This window comes from Pseudomonas sp., from assembly GCF_051660785.1.
In the GTDB taxonomy this organism is placed as follows: domain Bacteria; phylum Pseudomonadota; class Gammaproteobacteria; order Pseudomonadales; family Pseudomonadaceae; genus Aquipseudomonas.
Map to the genome: position 1 here is coordinate 1 of NZ_JBOFQE010000031.1, position 20409 is coordinate 20409.

Annotated in this window: 15 protein-coding genes and 1 pseudogene; 4 read left to right on the plus strand and 12 right to left on the minus strand. The window is 58.0% G+C overall.

Going from position 1 to position 20409, the window contains the following annotated elements; genetic code table 11:
* The first annotated feature begins 287 nt into the window (after positions 1 to 287).
* The 3 genes from ACRC4F_RS07840 (at position 288) to ACRC4F_RS07850 (ending at position 4781) form a co-directional block, all read left to right on the plus strand.
* The gene (locus tag ACRC4F_RS07840) at positions 288 to 1217 is read left to right on the plus strand and encodes a LysR substrate-binding domain-containing protein (RefSeq protein ID WP_438658799.1); all 930 of its coding nucleotides are present in this window, start codon (positions 288 to 290) and stop codon (positions 1215 to 1217) included.
* Positions 1218 to 1226: 9 nt separating this feature from the next.
* Positions 1227 to 3302 (plus strand): ATP-dependent DNA helicase RecG, encoded by a 2076-nt coding sequence (gene recG, locus ACRC4F_RS07845; protein WP_403099836.1) that lies wholly within the window; start codon positions 1227 to 1229, stop codon positions 3300 to 3302.
* Positions 3303 to 3380: 78 nt separating this feature from the next.
* Entirely contained in the window at positions 3381 to 4781 is a 1401-nt protein-coding gene (locus ACRC4F_RS07850) for an aminoacyl-tRNA deacylase and HDOD domain-containing protein (RefSeq protein ID WP_438658800.1), read from the plus strand.
* 329 nt (positions 4782 to 5110) lie between these two features.
* Here the strand turns inward: ACRC4F_RS07850 and ACRC4F_RS07855 are convergent, their stop codons facing one another.
* Positions 5111 to 5500 (minus strand): hypothetical protein, encoded by a 390-nt coding sequence (locus ACRC4F_RS07855; protein WP_008030620.1) that lies wholly within the window; start codon positions 5498 to 5500, stop codon positions 5111 to 5113.
* Positions 5501 to 5987: 487 nt separating this feature from the next.
* On the opposite strand from ACRC4F_RS07855, the gene ACRC4F_RS07860 reads away from it, so the two are divergent.
* Positions 5988 to 6371, plus strand: a complete 384-nt coding sequence (locus tag ACRC4F_RS07860; RefSeq protein WP_438658801.1) for a DUF6124 family protein — start codon at positions 5988 to 5990, stop codon at positions 6369 to 6371.
* A 43-nt stretch (positions 6372 to 6414) separates the two neighbouring features.
* Here ACRC4F_RS07860 and ACRC4F_RS07865 read toward each other — a convergent pair whose 3' ends face one another.
* The 11 genes and pseudogenes from ACRC4F_RS07865 to tssK form a co-directional block, all read right to left on the minus strand.
* Positions 6415 to 6861, minus strand: coding sequence for a hypothetical protein (locus ACRC4F_RS07865; protein WP_438658802.1), 447 nt, complete (start codon positions 6859 to 6861; stop codon positions 6415 to 6417).
* A gap of 90 nt (positions 6862 to 6951) precedes the next feature.
* Complete coding sequence (locus tag ACRC4F_RS07870; protein WP_438658803.1) at positions 6952 to 8076, minus strand: lysozyme inhibitor LprI family protein; 1125 nt, start codon at positions 8074 to 8076, stop codon at positions 6952 to 6954.
* Positions 8077 to 8174: 98 nt separating this feature from the next.
* A complete protein-coding gene (locus ACRC4F_RS07875; protein WP_438658804.1) occupies positions 8175 to 8681 on the minus strand; it encodes a hypothetical protein in 507 nt (168 codons plus the stop codon).
* A gap of 2 nt (positions 8682 to 8683) precedes the next feature.
* Positions 8684 to 10441, minus strand: coding sequence for a peptidoglycan-binding domain-containing protein (locus ACRC4F_RS07880; protein WP_438658805.1), 1758 nt, complete (start codon positions 10439 to 10441; stop codon positions 8684 to 8686).
* Positions 10442 to 10452: 11 nt separating this feature from the next.
* Complete coding sequence (locus ACRC4F_RS07885; protein WP_438658829.1) at positions 10453 to 10851, minus strand: peptidoglycan-binding domain-containing protein; 399 nt, start codon at positions 10849 to 10851, stop codon at positions 10453 to 10455.
* Between the two features lie 9 nt (positions 10852 to 10860).
* Positions 10861 to 12888, minus strand: a pseudogene (locus tag ACRC4F_RS07890) (type VI secretion system Vgr family protein); the annotation flags it as partial.
* Positions 12889 to 12916: 28 nt separating this feature from the next.
* A complete protein-coding gene (locus tag ACRC4F_RS07895) occupies positions 12917 to 13918 on the minus strand; it encodes a serine/threonine-protein kinase (RefSeq protein WP_438658806.1) in 1002 nt (333 codons plus the stop codon).
* Entirely contained in the window at positions 13915 to 14643 is a 729-nt protein-coding gene (locus ACRC4F_RS07900) for a PP2C family protein-serine/threonine phosphatase (protein WP_438658807.1), read from the minus strand. The genes ACRC4F_RS07895 and ACRC4F_RS07900 overlap by 4 nt, the downstream gene beginning before the upstream one ends.
* Entirely contained in the window at positions 14643 to 18182 is a 3540-nt protein-coding gene (gene tssM / locus ACRC4F_RS07905) for a type VI secretion system membrane subunit TssM (protein ID WP_438658808.1), read from the minus strand. The genes ACRC4F_RS07900 and tssM overlap by 1 nt, the downstream gene beginning before the upstream one ends.
* 13 nt (positions 18183 to 18195) lie before the next feature.
* The gene (gene icmH / locus ACRC4F_RS07910) at positions 18196 to 19071 is read right to left on the minus strand and encodes a type IVB secretion system protein IcmH/DotU (protein ID WP_438658809.1); all 876 of its coding nucleotides are present in this window, start codon (positions 19069 to 19071) and stop codon (positions 18196 to 18198) included.
* Between the two features lie 5 nt (positions 19072 to 19076).
* Positions 19077 to 20408 carry a type VI secretion system baseplate subunit TssK gene (gene tssK, locus ACRC4F_RS07915; protein WP_438658810.1) on the minus strand — a complete coding sequence of 444 codons (1332 nt, stop codon included), beginning with the start codon at positions 20406 to 20408 and terminating at the stop codon, positions 19077 to 19079.
* Between the last annotated feature and the right edge of the window lies 1 nt (position 20409).

Here is a 20409-nt window from a genome sequence, read left to right on the forward strand (position 1 = left end):
GAAAAACGCCGCCGCTGAATGCAACACAAGACCCCATGTGGGAGCGCGCCTGCTCGCGATAGCGGTGTAACAGCCAACAAAGATGTTGGATGTGAAGACGCCATCGCGAGCAGGCTCGCTCCCACAGGGGTTATGTGCAACGGCATAAAGGCACCGAAAGGTGCCTTTTGCATATCCGCCAGCGGCAAACCGGCATTACCCAGTGTCACTCACCACATGCACTCTGATAACGTGCGTCTATCGATTGCAGCCGGTATGCTTGGCTCGCAACTTCATGGACGCTTGCTATGACTCTCACAGAATTACGCTACATCGTTACCCTCGCCCAAGAGCAGCATTTCGGCCACGCGGCCGAGCGTTGCCATGTCAGCCAGCCGACCCTGTCGGTGGGCGTGAAAAAGCTTGAAGACGAACTCGGTGTGCTGATTTTCGAGCGCAGCAAGAGTGCCGTGCGCCTGACTCCGGTCGGTGAAGGCATCGTTGCCCAGGCACAGAAAGTTCTGGAGCAGGCCCAAGGCATTCGCGAACTGGCCCAGGCTGGCAAAAACCAGCTGACCGCCCCGCTGAAAGTCGGCGCGATCTACACCGTCGGCCCGTACCTGTTCCCGCACCTGATCCCGCAACTGCACCGGGTCGCCCCGCAGATGCCGTTGTACATCGAAGAAAACTTCACCCACGTGCTGCGCGATAAACTGCGCAACGGCGAGCTCGACGCGATCATCATCGCCCTGCCGTTCAACGAAGCTGACGTCCTGACTTTGCAGCTCTACGACGAGCCGTTCTACGTCCTGATGCCGGCCCAGCACCCGTGGACGCAAAAAGAATCCATCGACGCCGCCCTGCTCAACGACAAGAGCCTGCTGCTGCTCGGCGAAGGCCACTGCTTCCGCGATCAAGTGCTGGAAGCCTGCCCGACCCTGACCAAAGGCAACGACGGCGCCAAGCACACCACGGTGGAATCCAGCTCCCTGGAAACCATCCGCCACATGGTCGCGTCCGGCCTGGGCATTTCGATCCTGCCGCTGTCGGCAGTCGACAGCCATCACTACGCCCCCGGCGTGATCGAAGTGCGCCCACTGTCGCCGCCGGTGCCGTTCCGCACCGTGGCCATCGCCTGGCGCGCGAGCTTCCCGCGGCCGAAGGCGATTGAAATCCTCGCCGACTCCATTCGCCTGTGCTCGGTGGCCAAGCCGCCCGCGCCGGTAGCTGCGGCTTAAGTCGCTGTCATGACCGAGTTGTCGCAAGTGTCGGTAACGGCACTCAAGGGTGTCGGTGAGGCCATGGCCGAGAAACTGGCCAAGGTCGGCCTGGAGAATCTCCAGGACGTGCTGTTCCACCTGCCGCTGCGTTATCAGGACCGCACTCGCGTGGTCCCGATCGGCCATTTGCGACCGGGGCAAGACGCCGTTATCGAAGGCACCGTCAGCGGCGCCGACGTGGTCATGGGTCGCCGCCGTAGCCTGGTGGTGCGTCTGCAGGACGGCACCGGCGGACTCAGCCTGCGCTTCTACCACTTCAGCAACGCCCAGAAAGAAGGCCTCAAACGCGGCACGCGGATTCGCTGCTACGGCGAAGCGCGGCCCGGTGCCTCGGGGCTGGAAATCTATCACCCGGAATATCGCGCCATTACCGGTGACGAGCCGCCGCCAGTGGATGAAACCCTGACCCCGGTCTACCCGCTCACCGAAGGCCTGACCCAGCAGCGTTTGCGCCAACTGTGCATGCAAACCCTGACGATGCTCGGCCCCACCAGCCTGCCCGACTGGCTGCCGACCGAACTGGCCCGGGACTATCAACTGGCGCCGCTGGCCGATGCGATCCGCTACCTGCATCACCCGCCCGCCGATGCCGACGTCGATGAACTCGCCCTCGGCCATCACTGGGCGCAGCACCGTTTGGCCTTCGAAGAACTGCTGACCCATCAGCTGTCCCAGCAACGTTTGCGCGAAAGCATGCGTTCCCTGCGCGCGCCGGCGATGCCGAAAGCCACCAAGTTGCCTGCTCAATATCTGGCCAACCTCGGGTTCACTCCGACCGGCGCACAGCAACGGGTCGGCAACGAAATCGCCTACGACTTGAGCCAGCACGAACCGATGCTGCGGCTGATTCAGGGCGACGTCGGAGCGGGTAAAACCGTGGTCGCCGCCCTCGCCGCGCTTCAGGCGTTGGAGGCCGGTTACCAGGTCGCGCTGATGGCGCCCACCGAGATTCTCGCCGAACAACACTTCATCACCTTCAAACGCTGGCTCGAACCGCTGGGCATTGAAGTCGCGTGGCTGGCCGGCAAGCTCAAGGGCAAAAACCGCGTGGCCGCGCTGGAGCAGATCGCCAACGGCGCACCGATGGTGGTCGGCACGCACGCGCTGTTCCAGGACGAAGTGCAGTTCAAGAACCTCGCGCTGGCGATCATCGACGAACAGCACCGCTTCGGCGTGCAGCAGCGCCTGGCCTTGCGCCAGAAAGGCGTCGGCGGGCGGATGTGTCCGCATCAGCTGATCATGACCGCCACGCCGATTCCGCGGACGCTGGCCATGAGCGCTTACGCCGACCTCGACACCTCGATCCTCGACGAATTGCCGCCCGGCCGAACCCCGGTCAACACGGTATTGGTCACCGATACACGGCGCGTCGAAGTCATCGAACGGGTACGCGGTGCCTGTGCCGAAGGGCGTCAGGCCTACTGGGTGTGCACGCTGATTGAAGAATCGGAAGAGCTGACCTGCCAAGCGGCGGAAACCACTTACGAAGACCTCACCGCCGCCCTCGGCGAGTTGAAGGTCGGCTTGATCCACGGCCGCATGAAGCCCGCCGAAAAAGCCGCCGTCATGGCCGAATTCAAGGCGGGCAACCTGCAACTGCTGGTCGCCACCACCGTGATCGAAGTCGGCGTCGACGTCCCGAACGCCAGTCTGATGATCATCGAAAACCCCGAACGCCTTGGCCTCGCGCAGCTGCACCAGCTACGCGGCCGTGTCGGTCGAGGCAGCGCCGCCAGCCATTGCGTGCTGCTCTACCATCCGCCGCTGTCGCAGATTGGCCGTCAGCGCCTGGGCATCATGCGTGAAACCAACGACGGTTTTGTCATCGCCGAAAAAGACCTCGAACTGCGCGGCCCCGGCGAAATGCTCGGCACGCGCCAGACAGGCCTCTTGCAATTCAAGGTCGCCGACCTGATGCGCGACGCTGATTTACTGCCCGCCGTGCGCGACGCCGCCCAGGCCTTGCTGGAGCGCTGGCCGGATCACGTCAGCCCGCTGCTGGACCGCTGGCTGCGCCATGGGCAGCAATACGGCCAAGTGTGAGCACCGTCGCAGTTTGTGGACGATGCTTTTAAACAAGCTGGTTATACTCCTGCAATTGTTTGAATACGGATACAGACCATGACAGAAGCTGCCCTCGCCCCCGACACCCTGCACGCTCCGTCTGTTATTCGGCTGCTGCTGGGCAAACTGGGCATTGCCTACGAAGAAGTGCTCGATCACCACGGCCTCAACGCCTCGCGCAAAGTGCAGGCGGTGCTGGTGGACGATGCGGTCGGCGCCCTGATGGTGCTGTTCCCGCAAAGCCAGTTGCTGGACCTCAATCGCCTCGCCGAACTGACCGGCCGCCGCCTCACCGCGGTGCCCACCGAACGCCTGGTGAAAATGCTCGGCAAGCACAACCTGAGCCTGCTGCCCGGCCTGCCGGCGCTGACCAGTTCGCCGTGCCTGTATGAAGAAAGCCTGCTGCGTGAACCGAAGTTGCTGATCAACTCGGGCGAGCCGGGCCTGCTGCTGGAAATCACCAGCGAAGATTTCAAGACCATGCTGACCAAGGCCAGCGCCGCGAACTTCGGCGAGAACCTGACCAGCATCCGTCCGAACCTCGACCGCCCCGACGATGACCGCGAGGAAATCACCCAGGCCGTCCAGGCGTTCACCGCGCGGCGCATCCAGCAACGTCTGGAAGCAACCATCGAAATTCCACCGCTGGCCGAAACCGCGCAGAAAATCATCAAGCTGCGCGTCGACCCCAACGCCACCATCGACGACATCACCGGCGTGGTCGAAACCGACCCGGCGCTGGCCGCCCAAGTCGTCAGCTGGGCCGCGTCGCCGTACTACGCCTCGCCGGGCAAAATTCGTTCAGTAGAAGATGCGATCGTGCGCGTGCTGGGTTTCGACCTGGTGATCAACCTCGCGCTGGGCCTGGCCTTGGGCAAAACCCTGAGCCTGCCCAAAGACCATCCGCAACACACCACGCCGTACTGGCAGCAATCGATCTACACCGCCGCCGTCATCGAAGGCCTGACCCGCGCCATGCCCCGCGCCCAGCGCCCGGAAGCCGGCCTGACCTACCTCGCCGGCCTGCTGCACAACTTCGGCTACCTGCTGCTGGCCCACGTCTTCCCGCCGCACTTCTCGCTGATCTGCCGCCACCTCGAAGTCAACCCGCACCTGTGCCACAGCTACGTCGAGCAACATCTGCTCGGCATCAGCCGCGAACAGATCGGCTCCTGGCTGATGCGCTACTGGGACATGCCCGACGAACTCGCCACCGCGCTGCGCTTCCAGCACGACCCAACCTACGACGGCGCTTACGCTGAATACCCGAACCTCGTCTGCCTGGCCGTCCGCCTGCTGCGTGGACGCGGCATCGGCTCCGGCCCGGACGAAGACATCCCCGACGCCTTGCTCGAACGCGTAGGCCTGAGCCGCGACAAAGCTAACGACGTCGTCAGCAAAGTGCTTGAGGCTGAAGTGCTGCTACGCGAACTGGCTTCGCAATTCAGCCAAGCCTAAAGCACGAACGGCAAGCCCCACTCCCACAGGATTCACACAATCCCTGTGGGAGCGGGCTTGCCCGCGATGAATCCAACTCAATCCAACTGAATCACCACAACCCCTTGTGGGAGCGAGCCTGCTCGCGATGAATCCAACTCGGTATCTCTGAATCACCACAATCCCTGTGGAGAGGGGATTTATCCCCGTTCGACTGCGCAGCAGTCGCAAACCCCGCCAACACGGTACGCCTGATACAACACAGTCTCAGGTTTCAGGGCCGCTTCGCAGCCCAACGGGGCGGTGCGACGCTTCGCCAAGCCCCCTCGCCACAGGGTTAGTCATCAACCTCAAACCTTGGCTTTAGCCTTCGCCTTCCGCGGCTTCAAATACTTGGTCAACCCCTGAAACCAGATCACCAACGCCGGGTTGCCCTTGATCTGAATCGACTTGTCCTGAATCCCCGTCATAAACGCCAACTGCTTGTTCTTCGCCTGCATCGTGGCAAAGCCATACGCCGCATCCTTGAACGCAATCGCAAACGCCGGCTCGGCATACACGCCCGACTTGCTGGTAATGCGCTGATCCTTCACAAAGAAATGCCGCGCCACTTTCCCGTCCAGGGTCTGTAGCTGGAACACCAATTCCTTGTCACCCAACTGCTGCTGAAACGCAGGATTAGTCCGACTGGCCTTACCCATCAACAAACCCAGCATCCACAGAAGAAAACGAAATTTCATGCGCACAGCCTCAAGAGAAAAGTGAACGGCCGGCGCAGTGTAGCGGCTTCAAGCGAGAACGCCACTGTTGTGCAGCGATAGAAGAAGATGCCGTGGTTTTTGACGCTGATGACTACCAAGTCATTGACGAAACGAGGGTGTTTAAAAGCGTGAAGCTTTTGATCTTTCTACGCTCGACTCCATCGGATATTTCCTTCAACACGTGGTGCTGTTCGTGAACTAGGCAGTCTTGGGCTTCATCGATAGGCTTTGTTCGTCACCGCAAAATCGGTGACACGGACGTGCAAGTCCGAATCCAGGTGCGCAATTGCTTATGGCTATTCATCGAGCGTTTTCCTATGCTCGCGGATCGTTATGGCAGCTGTGCGTCGGAGACCTTCGGGTCTGCCGGTTCCTGGATCGGTCTTGCACACCAACGCACAGCTGCCACCACTTTCGAAGTGCAAAGCGAAACGGTGTCGGTCTCTTAATTCCAGGAGATACATCTATGATCAAGCCAACACCGAATCCACCACAAAACGAAGCCACATCCCCCTACGAATCCCTCGATTCGAAGAAACTCCACGAAGCCGCCGAACGCGCGCTCGACCACCATTTCGCCCCACCACCCGGCGATAAACCCAAGCCTCGCAAAGGCAACCTCTTCGCCGTCTCGCCCGACATCGACACCGAAGCCCTCCTGGCCAACGCCTCGGAAGACCTGCTGTCCATCAGCGCCATCGCCGCCAACCTGGCCGACGACGTGGACGGAGCACGTCGCTCATTAGCCTTGGCGCTAAGCAGATTGGCGGATGGGGTGCGGTTGTTGGTAGAGCGAGCGCTGGATCACATTGATTCGCCCAATCCGGCGGAGCATCGGACGAAGGTGTAAGCAGGAACGGAGCGCGCCAGCATTGGCGCGCTCCCAAAGATTTCTACAGTGCGAAATCCGAGACTTCAGTAAGCATCCAACATTGCCCACGCACGAAGCGATACTCAACCACGTAGTCCGTATCAGGCTTTTGCAAAATGGCCGTCGCCTTATCCCCTCTCTGCTCTTTGACGGTTAGCATCAGACCTTCAGCCTCTCGCTTCGCACGCTCAGGCACGAGTGGAAACTTGATCTGATCGTCACTCAGCGAACGCTTTTCCTGTTGCGGCTCAGGCTCAGCATCCACAGTCACCAGAAAACTAAGGGGGCGTTGGACGAAGACCTTTTGAATAACCGCACTCTCAGAGAAGGAAGCGAGGAAAGTGTTGAAGTCAGAGGATGGGCAGACAACGTCAGCAGTTTGAGCGCGTGAACCCAGTGCAGGGACGGCATAAGCGAGAGGCAAAATCAAAAGAGCGCTCAGTACTAATCGATTGAAAAATCGATTCATCCAATCATCCTTAAAAAGCTCCAATTACGAGTCTTTGGAAAAATTCGGAGAGGGGAACACCTGTCTTCAATAAATATATCTCCATTCTCTTTAATCATCCGGTGCGATAGCAATCTTCAGAAGAGGACCATGAAGGTACACAATAGCCTCGCGACCATTAATGTCTACCGGCGTAGGGTTCTGAATCAAATCCTCACCATCTCCACTTACTATCTTGGTAAGTGTCTTATCCAAAATATTGGCACGCCATATTGTTATGCTGCCGTTCTTAAAATAAAAAATGGGCCGCGACTTACTCCAAATCGGGCTGTGAATATACCAGTCATTCCCCGGTGTATTGACAGGCGCAACAGTTTCCTCTCCAGAGGAGTGCGAATAATATGCCTTTATAGGTCCAAACATCTCAATGCTACCGAACAGCACCCCGCCTATGGCGTGTTCAGTGCTATTTGACCACTGCCGAATTAGTAAACTAGTCTCCTTCGATTGTGAATTCGACCCCAGCTTGTAAACCATTCCTTTCTGCTGATTCCTAGTTATCTGCTCCCGATAGTAAAAAGACCCATTTAAAATTCCGGCAAACCTTTTCCCCTCGTCATTACCGCCTAAATTTAGCGCACCATCGAATCCGATATTTTTAGCGATGGCATAAGTAATGGGTGGTGTAATTGGGTTTTTATCCACATATTCATACAGATTCCCCCTATAAGCTGACAACTGTATATCGTAGTGTCCTTCGAAAATGATGACGTGCAACATTCCTGACAGCATTTCTGCGGAAAGAAGATAACGCTCAGTGACGCCTTTCTCGTTCGGAAGCCCCGTTAACTCCACGGTTTTCCATGAGCGGGAACTCTGCGCATATACTTTGTCTGCCGGCAGAAGTTTTATATCTTTCTCGGCAACAGGAGAAGTTCCTGGCAATGGTGTTAGGAAACTAATTTGTTGATCATAAACGTCTTCCAAACACTCGATTGATTCGCAGGTGTTGCGCTGCGTCTCAAGCCATTCGCTTTCAATAACCTGAAACGTACGTTTATTTTTCAATGGTTTGAAAGCGGCGTTTAGCTGTTCATCCAGGGCGGACAAAGAAGGAGTACCGCAGATCTTTCTCTCTACTTCTGCTGATGCCCTACTACAATCAAAACTTGCTGAGTTAGTATATGAGCAAACAAACAACGCGACCCACAAGAGGAAACTTTTATCTCTAATCACAAAAAATCAATTCCATTCGACAAGACTGAAAGGGGACAGATTTATTTATCGATAGCGAATGCGCCTAATAATTAAACCCATCCCTCTTCGCAAATAGCTTACTCGGACTTCCCCTCATACTTTTTCGATTCGGGATTAAAGCTCCAATTATGAGGTGTGGTTAAAGCATCTTTCCCCTTATAACGAACATTCCCATCACCATCTCTCTGATAGGAGTAAACTTGTATATCTTTGAAACCACTAATAGTTTCAGGAGCCTTATCTAAAACCTCAACCTTAGCAAAATAGTCGCCGCCGACAAACTTCAAATAACCCTTGCACTGAATTAGAAAGCCGTATGTTTTATCTTTGCTAGAGCCTTCACTACCGTAGGAAGTAAAGATAAAGTCTTTTATACCATCGCCGTTGAGATCACCGTTGTAAACTACCTTCCCTTCTTGAACTGAAAATTTATCGCCACTTAACCTCGATAGCGTGTCGATCTGATCCCCGTCTTCGGACCATTGTGAAATAAAGTGCTTCGCCCCCCCAGACGTATCACACACATCTACGGTGGCGGCACTAGCCAAAGGAGAAAACACTAGAAAAGCAAAAATGTATTTCATAGTTAAACTTCCAAGACAAAGGTATTTCTACCAGTTCTAACCGAGCCCTGAGGCTGAGTTGCACCGAAAGCGATACTTGTGGTGATCGTCGAGTTGATAGCAGCAGCAGCCGACAACAATTTTTCTGTCAGCGCCACCTCATGCGCGTCCCCCCAACTAGCCACCGCAGACTGCCAATTTACACCGGCTGTTCCATTTACCGCCTGCTGTACGATTGGCGTGATTTTCTCATAGTCATCATTTACGACATGAGATGGGCGATAGACATGCCACCTTAGAAGAATTGCTACCGATTTTTCCGAAGTAAAAACTTTACCTAAGGTACTGGTTACGGTCGCGGCTCCAACATGAAAAGTAATTTCTTTTTTCATGATATCTGCAACCCTGACCTTGGCCATCGACCACATAGTTGTTTTGTAATCTTGTAAAGTTCTGCCGGCCATTCCCATTCTATAAAACCAGTGCCATGTTTTTAAGTAATGTGCTTCTTCTTTGGTTTTCAACAATTCGTCAAACTCTGTATCCGCATGACTTTGCTGGGCCTGAACAAAAGTGTCATTTGTCAGCTTAACCCACCCGGAATAAGTCTTCAAATCATCCGCGTACAATCTGGAGTCGCCCCAATCATATATCGGATACAAGCCAAAATTTCCAAAAACTTTATTGAACGTCTCGTTGCTTTTATGCTTTAAATACGCAATAAATCCAACAAACTCCCCTTTCCCATACTTTCCATTGTTAAAAAGCCCCATAGTCCAGTGGCATGGCCCAGCGGAGATCAAAGCATTATCCCACGCGTTCAACACATCAAAACGTCCAAAGCATTCTGCCTCTGCTACCACTCGGATCGTGCGATATGTTGATAACGCAGGAGTATTAAGCTGTGAAGGATTGATTGCTGCGCCCGTTATATTTTTAACCGACATATCAGCTTCAGGGGACCAACTATGTGCCTTAGTAGCATTGGGTCCGCCAAAGCTACCTGACTGATAATATCCTACGGACTGATAATCAACTTGAGTTCGCTCGGCAGGAAACTCAAAATAATCTGAAAAATCTCTAACTAGAATTCTGGGCGCTCCGGGAGTGAAACTGTCATGAGCCCATATATTACAACCTGCCGGGGCCAAATTACTTCTTACACCCTGACTCATCGCCCATGCTTCAAACACAACTGGGCACCTGTAATCATTATCCAACCAATGTTCAATGGCTATTCTAGTCTTCTCGTTTACAACACCGCTTATTGGACCATCATACTTCGCTGCGTTAACTACAGACTGGAGACTATCAACATAATAACTGGCAGGAGCAGTAGTAGAACCACTTACCGAGGGAGCTTTACCCGCTTTAGCTACAATGGCTGCAGAGCTATCAAAATATACGTCCAAGTTGTTTACTTTTACGGGCGCCCCTGATTGATCTAGCAAAAGTTGACCCTGCTTTTCTGGTCTAACACATGCCACCCGGTTCATAGATGCATATATCTGAAACTCTCTCACTGCCCAACCAGTGCGAATCCCAAATCCTCCATCCGGCTTACCAGCCACTGAAAATCCTAACGTAACAAGATCTTCTTGCAGCTTTCTCACATGTTCAGGAACAGCAAGTGCAGCACTACTGCCCAAAAATGCCGCTGCCGTCTCGGCGCTAACTACCGTTAACACTGGATTATCGTTGCCTCCCCAACGCGGAGGTGTGTTCTGCGCAGGTTTCCCATCGTGATCACCACGGCGGAGGTCAAAACTTCCATAAATCATCACTTACTCCCTCACGCAATGTGCTGCTCTTGCAGCCGTTTTATATCAGTGGCTGATAGATAATCTTTATCTGTCAACTCGCAAGACCGATGAAAGCAACGGGCGGCATGCTTGGTTTTCGGACCATTCTCGCCATCGATTTTCCCGTAATAAAAACCGAGATTCTTTAATCGTGATTGAAGCCCCTTAATATCCGAAGCATTTGATTGCGCGCTTAAATCGAGTTCCCAAATCCACGGTTGCGATTCAGTTCCAAAAGGGTAGAAAGTAAGCTTCCCCTTTTTTGCACTTGGCGGGACTGGTTGATCTACAAAGCCTTCAGCAGACGTCGTACCTTTATAAGTCACTCCATCGACTTCCAAAACATATGGCTGTCCCGATATACCTTTCTTCTCGTACGGGCGCTTCATTTGAATTCTGAAACTTTTCTTAGGTGCTTCTAAGGGCAGCGGACTCGGCGCATTCCCCAACGCCTGATCCATCAAACTCCCCGCCTTATCCTTATCCGCCGCCCCCGGCAGCACCGGCGGTTTAATCCCAATCCCCGTCCCGCTCCCCGCCGAACCACCCGCATTAATCTTCACCACCGGCCCAACAACCGTCACCCCACCGGCATCCAGCTTGATAAAGCTCCCCCCCCCAAAAATGGTGAGTTCGCTGCCAGCCTCGATAACAATCTTCGCCCCAGCCTTCAGATGTATCTCTTTCCCAACGCTAGTCAGCTGCGCAGTCCCCAGCTTCACATGTTGGTTCTGCCCAATCGTCAGGTGATCATCCAGCCGCGTTTCAACCTTGCGATCAGCAATCGTGGTGCGATGCTCTTCAGCCTTGAGCTCGGTGTAGGTGTTCTTGACCACCGTATCGTGGCGTTCGTTACCCACACGAATCTTCTGATCATGCTCAATGTTTTCATCCCAATCCCGCTGGGCATGAATGAAGATCTGCTCCGCTCCCTTCTTGTCTTCAATCCGCAACTCGTTGAACCCACCGCCCCCGGGAGAGCTGAGGGTTTTGAATACGGTGCGAGTCTTGTTCGCCGGCAGTTCGTAGGGAACCTGGTTTTCCTTGTGATACAGGCACCCCGTCACCAACGGCTGATCAGGATCCCCTTCAAGGAACGTCACCAGCACTTCCATCCCGATACGCGGAATGACTATCGCGCCATACCGATCCCCGGCCCAACTCGAAGACACGCGCATCCAGCAGCTGGTTTTGTCATCCGCCAAGCCTTCGCGGTCCCAGTGGAATTGCACTTTGATGCGGCCGTACTGATCGCAGTGAATCTCTTCGCCTTTGGGCCCGGTGACCATGGCGGTCTGGCTGCCGAGGACGCGGGGTTTGGGGTGTTGCAGCGCGGGGCGGTAGAACACGGTCCACGGGGTGGCGAGGAAGCGGTTGCGGTAGCCCTGGTGGAAGTCGTCTTTGTTGTCGGTGGTGTCGCTGGTCACGGACTCTTCGAGGACTTGCGGTTGTTTGCCTTCGTGGACGATTTCGGTGAGCAGCCAGAGGTCGTTCCACTCGGTGCGCGGGTGGTCGGACATTTCCAGGAAGTGGCCGCTGACCAGGGTGGTCTGATCGCTTTTGCCTTCGGCTTGCTGGTAGTCGGCGCGGTGGCGTTCGAGGGCGCGTTGGCTGAGGAATTTGCCGCGCGCGCGGTCGAGGAAGCGGCCGGGGTAGTCGTAGTCTTCCAGATCCGGTTCGGTGCTTTCGCCGTCAGGTTTGTAGGCGGCTTCGAGTTGCAGACGTGGTTTTTCGAAGTCGTAGTCGCGGCGGGTGACGCGGCCGGTGCGGGTTTCGAGGCGCAGTTTGAAGCCTTTGATCACCGGTTCGTCGGCGACCATGCCGCTGCCTTGCACGTACGCCGTCGGCTGGCCGAGTTTCGGGAATACGGTCTGGTCGTCGCCGAACACCAGCAGATGAGCTTTCTCGCTGTGCTGGAAGTGGTAGTGAATGCCTTCCTCTTCGCACAGGCGCTGGACGAAGTGCAGGTCGGTTTCGTCGTACTGCACGCAGTAGTCGCGATCCGGGCAGGGCTGGCTGAGCTGGAAGCGGTAGGCGTTGCCCTTGATGCCGTGCTCGTCGAGGATCAGCGCGATGATTTTCGGCGCGGACATCTGCTGGTAGATGCGCTGGTTGGTGCGGTGATGCAGGTATTGCAGTTGCGGCACCAGGGAGACTTTGTAGCGGGTCAGGCGTTTGCCGGCATCGCCTTGGGTGACGCGGTAGATCTGGCCGTGGATGCCGGAACCCTGAGGGTCGAACGCCAGGAACGCCTGTTTGTGCAGGAGTTTTTCCAGGTCCAGATCGGGGTTTTCGCTGACCAGTTCGAGGTCGAAGCGATACGGCTGGCTGATGCCTTCGGTGCCGGTGAACGACAGCACTTGCAGGTCGCCCACATAGTCTTCAACGGTCAGGCTGAAATGCGTTTCGTTAGACGGGTTGAACATTGCTTGCTCCCTGTTCGGTAGTCATCCGTTACGCCCGCAGTCGCAGGCGTTGCAGCAAAGACGAAGTGGCGCCCAGGGCGTCACGCAGTTGGGCGGCGGTGATGGTGCGCTTGGCCGCATCGAAGGCCAGCGCCGTTCGCAGGGCTGGCCAGCAGTGTTTCGGTAGATTCCGTGGAGCGTGGAGCTCGCGGTCGAGGTGCGCGTCGCGGGCCTCGATCGACGACAAGCGGCGGAACGGGTGTTTGCCGCCCGCCAGTTCGTAGAGCACGCAGGCCACGCCGTACACATCGGCACTGGCCGACAGCGGTTGGCCTTCGAGCAGTTCCGGGGCGGCGTAGCCCGGGGTCCAGGCGTTGAAACGGTCGCGGCTCAGGTGTGGCAGGCCGGGCAAGATGCCCTCCTCGGCCTGGCCCAGACCGAAGTCGAACAGGCGCACGCCTTCTTCGCTGAGCATCACGTTGCTTGGCTTCATGTCACCGTGCAGCACGCCGCGGGCGTGGGCGTAGGCCAGCGCGTCGAGCAGCGGCAGCGCGATGTCGCGCAGTTCTTTCCACGGCAGGCCCAGGGGGCGCTCGCAGAGTAATTTGTCCAGGGTCAGCCCACGCATGAGTTCCATGGTGATGAAGGCGCGCTGGCAGTCGGTGTCCACTTCAAAGGTGTGAAAGCGCAGCACGTTGTCGTGGCGCAGGCGTCGGGTCAGGGCGAACTCGCTGTAGAGCAAGGCGCTGGCGTCCGGCGATTCGGCAAATTCTTCACTGAGGATTTTCAGCGCGATGTAAGGGTCGGGATCGCCGAACTGTTCGCTCAGCAAGTCCCGTGCGCGGTAAACCGCACCCATGCCGCCAGCACCGAGCAGACGCTCGATGCGGTAACGGCCTGCGAGCACGTCGGGCATTTCGCCGACGCTGGCCTTGGTTGGCGCCAGCGCCGGCTCAGCTTTGTGAGATTTGGCGAACGCAAAGTAAGTCAGGTTATTGGCTTCCTCGTCGGTCACCAGCAGGTCGTCGAGCGGCGGCATGAGTTGGGTCATTGTCGGATCACCACGGCAGTCAGGTTGTCCCGGGCCGAGCCACGCAGGGCGCCATCGAACAGACGCTCCAGCGCAACGTGCGGCGCGGTCAGGCTCAGGGCGTTGCCCAAGGCATCGCTGCTGAGCCCTTGGTACAAACCGTCGCTGCACAACAGGAACGTATCGCCGGGGTAAACCTCGAGTTCGAGCACGTCTAGCGTCAGCACATCAGCCGCGCCGACCGCACGGGTCAGGGCATGGGCCGATGGATGCGCACGGGCGTCCTCGATACTCATGTTTTGCTCGTCGATCAGTTGCTGTTGCAGCGAATGGTCCTTGGACAGCTGATACAAGCGCTGGCCACGCCACAGGTAGCAACGGCTGTCGCCGGCCCAGATGCAGGCCGCGCGATTGCCTTCCACCAGCAGCGCCACCACGGTGCTGCCCATGATGCTGTCGTGGCGCCCGGCCGTGACGGTCAACTCCTGGCCCAAGCGGCGATTCAACCAGTGCAGGCACTGGCGAATGCCTTTGAGTCGTTCGTCGAAGTCATCCTGCACCGGCAATTCCGCCAGGCTGGCGACGATCAACTGGCTGGCGATGTCGCCACCCTGATGACCTCCCATGCCGTCCGCGACCACCCACAGCCCCTGCTGTGGACAGTCGAGAAAAGCATCTTCGTTGCGCGCCCGAACCTTGCCCGGATCGGTACGCGCAGCGCTGCGCCAGGGACTGGCAACCAGCATCAGAGCTGCACCGGCATACGGAAGGTACGCAGCACGCCCATGTCGAACGGGTTCGGCGTGCGCTGGCTGCTGAGCAGGTAATTGGCGCGCAGGCCGCCTACGTCTGCTTTCAGCACCAGCACGTCGCGACCGCTCAGGTACTCGGTCTGCATCAAGTCGAACAGACGGAACAGCGACCATGGGCCAGTGTTCTTTTCGATACCGATCGGGCGGCCGGCCATTTTGTCGAGGACCAGGCTGGTGCGACCGTCTTCAGCGTCGGTCGGCCATTTGAACGACACCGGCACGATCGGGCCGTGGCGGTATTCGATGGTCTTGTCGCCAAACTTGAACTCGGAACGGCTGACGGCCGGGTCGAGGGTGTACGGCTCCAGTTTGAACTGCACTTGCGGCTCGGCCGGGTTGACCGAGAAGAAGCTCTGGCGGATCACTTGGGCCGCGGCCATCTGGTCGAGGTAGACCTTGGAGATCGGCATGCTGTGACCGTCAATGCTGCGCAGGCGGTAGTTGCCTGGATCGCCAACGACGAACGGACGCATGTAGGTTTCGAAGAAGCGATCGTTGATGCCCTGCGCCTTGAAGAACTCGCGGAAGTCGCTGATCGCGACGTCGCTGGTGCTGTGGGCGCTGAACGGGTAACGCTTGTTGATCGCCTTGCCGTAGAAGCTGTACAGCTCGCTTTGATAACGCTGGTTCAGGTACTGGTAGGAATCGTTCAGCACCAGACGCCAGGTGTCTTCGGCCAGCACGTTGAACCACACGCTGACCGGACGCGGCAGACGGTTGGAGGCATTGCGCAAGGTGCTCAGCGCATCACGCTGGCCGCTCATGCGGGTCTTGGCCATTTCGAACGCGGCCTGATCCGGGGAACTGGCACGCGCCAGGCTCGCCAGCTGCAGTTGCAGGTCGTTGAGCGCCGCGAGTGCCGGGGTCAGATCAGCGGCCGGGCCGTTGTTGTCATCCAGCAAACGATGCAGCGGTTCGAAGCGCCGTTGCAGGGATTTCTTCGCGGTGTCCGGCAGGTTTTTCATCGCCGCCATGTCCGAGGCCTGATCCGCTGCGGCGGACGCCAGTTTGCCCAGCTTGCCCAACTTGCCTTTCTGCTCGCCCAGCGCTGCAGCGGCATCCGCCGCTTGATCAACCGGTTCGGCTTCTGCCGGGAACCGGGTGTTCTCGCGCACTTCCACCAGCAGTTGCAGCACTGGGGAATTGGCGGAAGTCAGGCCCGCCAGTTGCTCGGCGCCCTCGCCCGCATCGTTGATCGGTGGCAACGCCACCTGACCGACCGCTTCACTCCAGAAGTTGGCGTAGTCGCGGAAGTACAGTTGCTCCAGTTCGACCATCAGTCGACGAAGGTCCATGCCGCTGATGCCCGCGCCTTCGCCCAGCACCCAGTTGTCACGCAGGATGTCGGTGACCAGCGCACTGCCCTGGACCGAGAAGTACTGCTGATAACCCTGTTGGGTGTAGAAGCCCGGGATCACGTAATCGGCGCCGACAAACAGCGAAGCCTGCGGACCGATGTGTTGGCTCAAACGGTATTCCGGCAGGTTGCGGGCCTGCTCGCGCAGCATCCGGTAAACCACGTTGGCCAGCGACTCGCTGCGCAGCACCTGACGCGCTTGCGCCACCAGTTGATCGTTCAGCGGGTAGATAAACGGCTGCTTGAGCAAACGCTCGAAGTGCGTGTTCAAACCGTTCTGCACCGCGGTGTTGCCGGCGTAACGCTGGGACCAGTCAGTGGCGACCCAATCCTTGAGCCACGCCGCATCGCGACGATCCTTCATGTTCAACATCAGGTACGCGCGCAGGCTGTTGAGCAGGCGTTCGCGGTCCTTCATGTTGGCGCGGATCTGCCCTTCCAGCAGCGTTGCGACCTTCGGCAGCAATTGCGCTTCGAGCTCACGCTCGTACGCTGCCTTGACCACCGGATTGACCTCTTCACCCTGGTACAGGCCGCCACGTTCGTGGTACGACACGTCACCTTTTTTCGGGAAGACCTGGGTCGCCGCGTAGCTGGTATCGAGGGTCTTGAGCACCGCCATGGAATCATCACGCGAGGTCAGGGCCGAGCGTTGTTGGGTCCAGTTGGTCGCCAGGTTTCGCAGGTTTTCCAGACGCTCGTAGTTGGCGGAGAAACCGCCGGCCCACAGCATGCCGAACAGCGCCAGTGCCGCCAGTGCGCCGACGTACAGCGCACGCTGGCCCCAATGGATGCGGCTGCGTTCGCGCTTGTCCAGTCCGGCCAGGTCAGCCTCGGGGAAAATCACCCGGCTGAGCAAATGGTGAATGAACCGCGAACGGCCACTGCGCAAGGTCGGCAGCATGCCGGCACTCATGCCCAGACTGGCGCCGATGCCGGCGGTGGTCTGGTCCATTTCCTGGGTCAGGTGCGGTGCGCTGGTCAGGTAAAAACCGCGCAGCTGGCTGACACGCTGGTAGCGGTTGCCGGTGAACGCCATGTCGACGAACAGGCACAGGCGCTCGCCGATCTGTCCCAGTTGATGCGGGAAGTCGAGGATGCGGCCACGGCGCTGGGTGTCGCGCTCCTGGTGCATGCGCATGATCACTTGGCTGTTCAGGCGACGCAGCAGCTCTTCGAACTCGGCGCGCAGGACGGCAACGTCGGTGCCGCTCTGGTCTTTGCGGAAGCTGGTACCGAGCACCTGATCGCTTTCTTCGCGGGTCAGTTGATCGAAGAATTCGTCGAAACCGAGCAGCTTGTCCGCCTTGCTCAGCACCAGATAAACCGGCACATCGACGTGCAGTTTCTGATGCACGTCTTGCAGACGCGCACGCACCTGGCGAGCCAGGGTGTCGAGGTCTTGCTCGGTGTTGCCCAGCAGCAGTTCAACCGGGATGGTCACCAGCACGCCATTCAACGGGCGGTTGCGACGACGCTTGCGCAGCAGGTCGAGCAAGGTGCTCCAGGCGCTGCCATCGACTTCGGCATCCGGCTGGGTCAGGTAACGTCCGGCGGTGTCGATCAGCACACCGTGGTCGGCAAAATACCAGTCGCAATGACGGGTGCCGAGGGTGTCGCGGGTCAGCTTGCGGTCGATCTTGTTGATCGGAAACTCAAGGCCCGAAAAGTCCAGCAGGCTGGTCTTGCCGCTGCCCTGCGGGCCGATCAGCAAGTACCACGGCAAGTCACTGCGCCAGCGTTCGCTGCGACCGCGATACAGGCTCGAGGTCTTCAGGGTTTTCAACGCATCCTTGAAGCGCACGCGAAGCTCTTTCTGTTCTTCGTCGATCAGCTCGTCACGGCGGATTCGGTCCTGGCCGTCTTCGGTGTCTTCCACGGCTTTTTTACGCACACCGGCGCGCCAGCTGACGAAGACCATGGTCAGGCCCCAGATCAGGAACAGCACACTGATGGTCAGCAGGCGGGAGGTCGAACCTTCCCAGAACTTGTAGTCATCAACGGCCAGCAGCGGCCCGGCGAACCACACTAGCAGCGCCAGAAACAGCACCACCAGCAAGGTCCAGACCCAGGTCTTGCGCAAGAATGCGCCGACTTTCTTGAAAAACTTTTTCATCACACGTCCCTGTTTACTGCTGCGACTGCGGCTGGACCGCGGCCGGATCTGGCTGCTGAAAAGGTTGCAGAACGGTATCGCGTTGCTCGCCCAACACCCAGGCGAAACCCGAATACATCACCACCAGGCAGACCACGGTGAACAGCACCACCATCCACGCCGGCACGATGCGCACCAGGCTGCGGCGCTGATCGTTCAAGCCTTCCCAGTGCGGCGACAATTCGCGAGGCACATCACCGCGCAACTGACGAATCTGGCGATACAAGGCGTCGCGGATGCCTTCGAGTTCGAGCATGCCGCGCGCTTGTACGCGGTACTTGCCTTCAAAACCGAGGGACAGGCACAGGTACATCAGCTCCAGCATCGGCAGGTGCTTGACCGGGTTTTTCGACAGGCGATCCAGCAGCTGGAAGAACTTCTCGCCGCCGAAGGTTTCGTTGTGGAAGCTGCTGAGCAGGCTCATTTGCGACCATTCGCTTTCGTTGCCCCACGGCGTGGTCACGACGGCTTCGTCGACCACGGTGCAGAGCACGTAACGCGCGGCCATCACCTGGCTGCTTTCGGCGCCGTTGTGCAGCGCCCGCACTTCAAACAGTTTCAGCCCGGCGGTCAGTCGCTCGTTGAGCGCGTACATGTCTTCGCGGGTGTCGCTGTGCTTGAGGCGCACCACTTCCGACAACAGGTCGGAACCGGCAGCCACCAGCGAATTGAGGCTGATGTTGAAGGATTCCGCCGGGCGCAGACGCGCGGCGTAGATCATCCGTTCTTCGAGCTGTTCGAAACGCGGCGGTGCGGCGAAATCTGTCAGCGGACTCTGCGCCGGGCCGTGGCCCTGACGGTCGAGCAGGACGGTTTTATCGTCCTGGTTGTGTTCCATGTCCTTGATCATGTCGGTCAGTTCCTGATGGCCCAGAATTTCAGTTCAAGCTCGGCGAATTCGCCGGACACGTGGAACGCGAAGCCGCCGGAGCGCTCGAGTTGTGCCAGGTCTTCGGAACTGAGTTCGAGAATGAAATAGGTTTTGTTGGAGTGGAACGCGATCTGCCGCGGGGCCACCGGCAACGGTTTGACCTTGATGCCCGGCAGGTGCAGGTTAACCAGTTGGCGGATGCGCTCCACCGGGCCGACCTTGAGGTGCGCCGGCAAGCGATGGCGCAGTTCTTCGGAATCGCAGTTGGCACTGGCGGCGAGCACGAACGAAGCCGAGCCCAGCAGTTTGTGGTCGTGCAACGGCGAAACAATGATGCCGTACTGACGCGCTTGCAGGACCAGTTCGATGGCGTGCTGTTCGAGCACCATCGACAGCACCTGACGAATCGCTTCCATCAGTTTGCGGAAGCTCGCGCCCTGGTCGCTGTGCTGATAACGGCTGTCCAGACGCGGGCGTTTGCTGTCGCTGGAAAAGGTCGCCAGATCACCGAGCATGGTCAGCAGCGTGCGGTACAACTCTTCCGGGTGAACCTGCTCCAGGCCGAGGTAATGGCGCAGCAGCAGTTCGGTGCGGTTGATCAGTTGCAGCATCATGAAGTCACCGACTTCCGCGCCACCGACCTTGCCGTTGGAACGGATGCGCTCGGCGATGGTGTCGCCCCGGTGGCCGAGCATGCTGATCACTTCTTTCAGGCACGACAGCAGGTAGCTGGAGGCATGCGCCTGAATGTAGGTCGGCACGAAATCCGGATCGAGGCTGATCACGCCATCGGGCGTGGTGTCGAGCACGTCGCAGATTTTCAGCTTCACGTAGGCCTGATCACTCTGCTGCTCGCCGAGCAACAGTTTGAAGTCCGGGCGACCGCAGCTGACCTGGCTGGTGGAATCATCGCCGGCGTTGGAGTCGGCCACTTCCGCTTCGTACGCGGTGTAACGCGCCAGCACGTCGGATTGCTCAGGGCGACGGGACTCGATGTGATTGCCGGTAACCAATGGCAACGCCAGGTAAATCGGCGTGTTGCCAGTGTTCGGCGGCACGTCGAGTGCCAGCGGCTCGGTGTTGCCGCCCAGTTCGAACAGGCTGCCGTCCGGCAGAATCCCCGAAGCCTGGCTGATCACCAGTTTGCCCATGTTGAGGAACTGCAAGTCGATGTCCAGGTTCAGGAAGCCCCAGGTGTAGCTGCCCAGCAACTGGGTGCGGGTCTTCATCTGGTGGTCGTAATAACGGTCGTTATGCTGGAAGTGCTGCGGACGCAGCAGCATGCCTTCCTGCCAAATGACTTTATGGGAATTCATG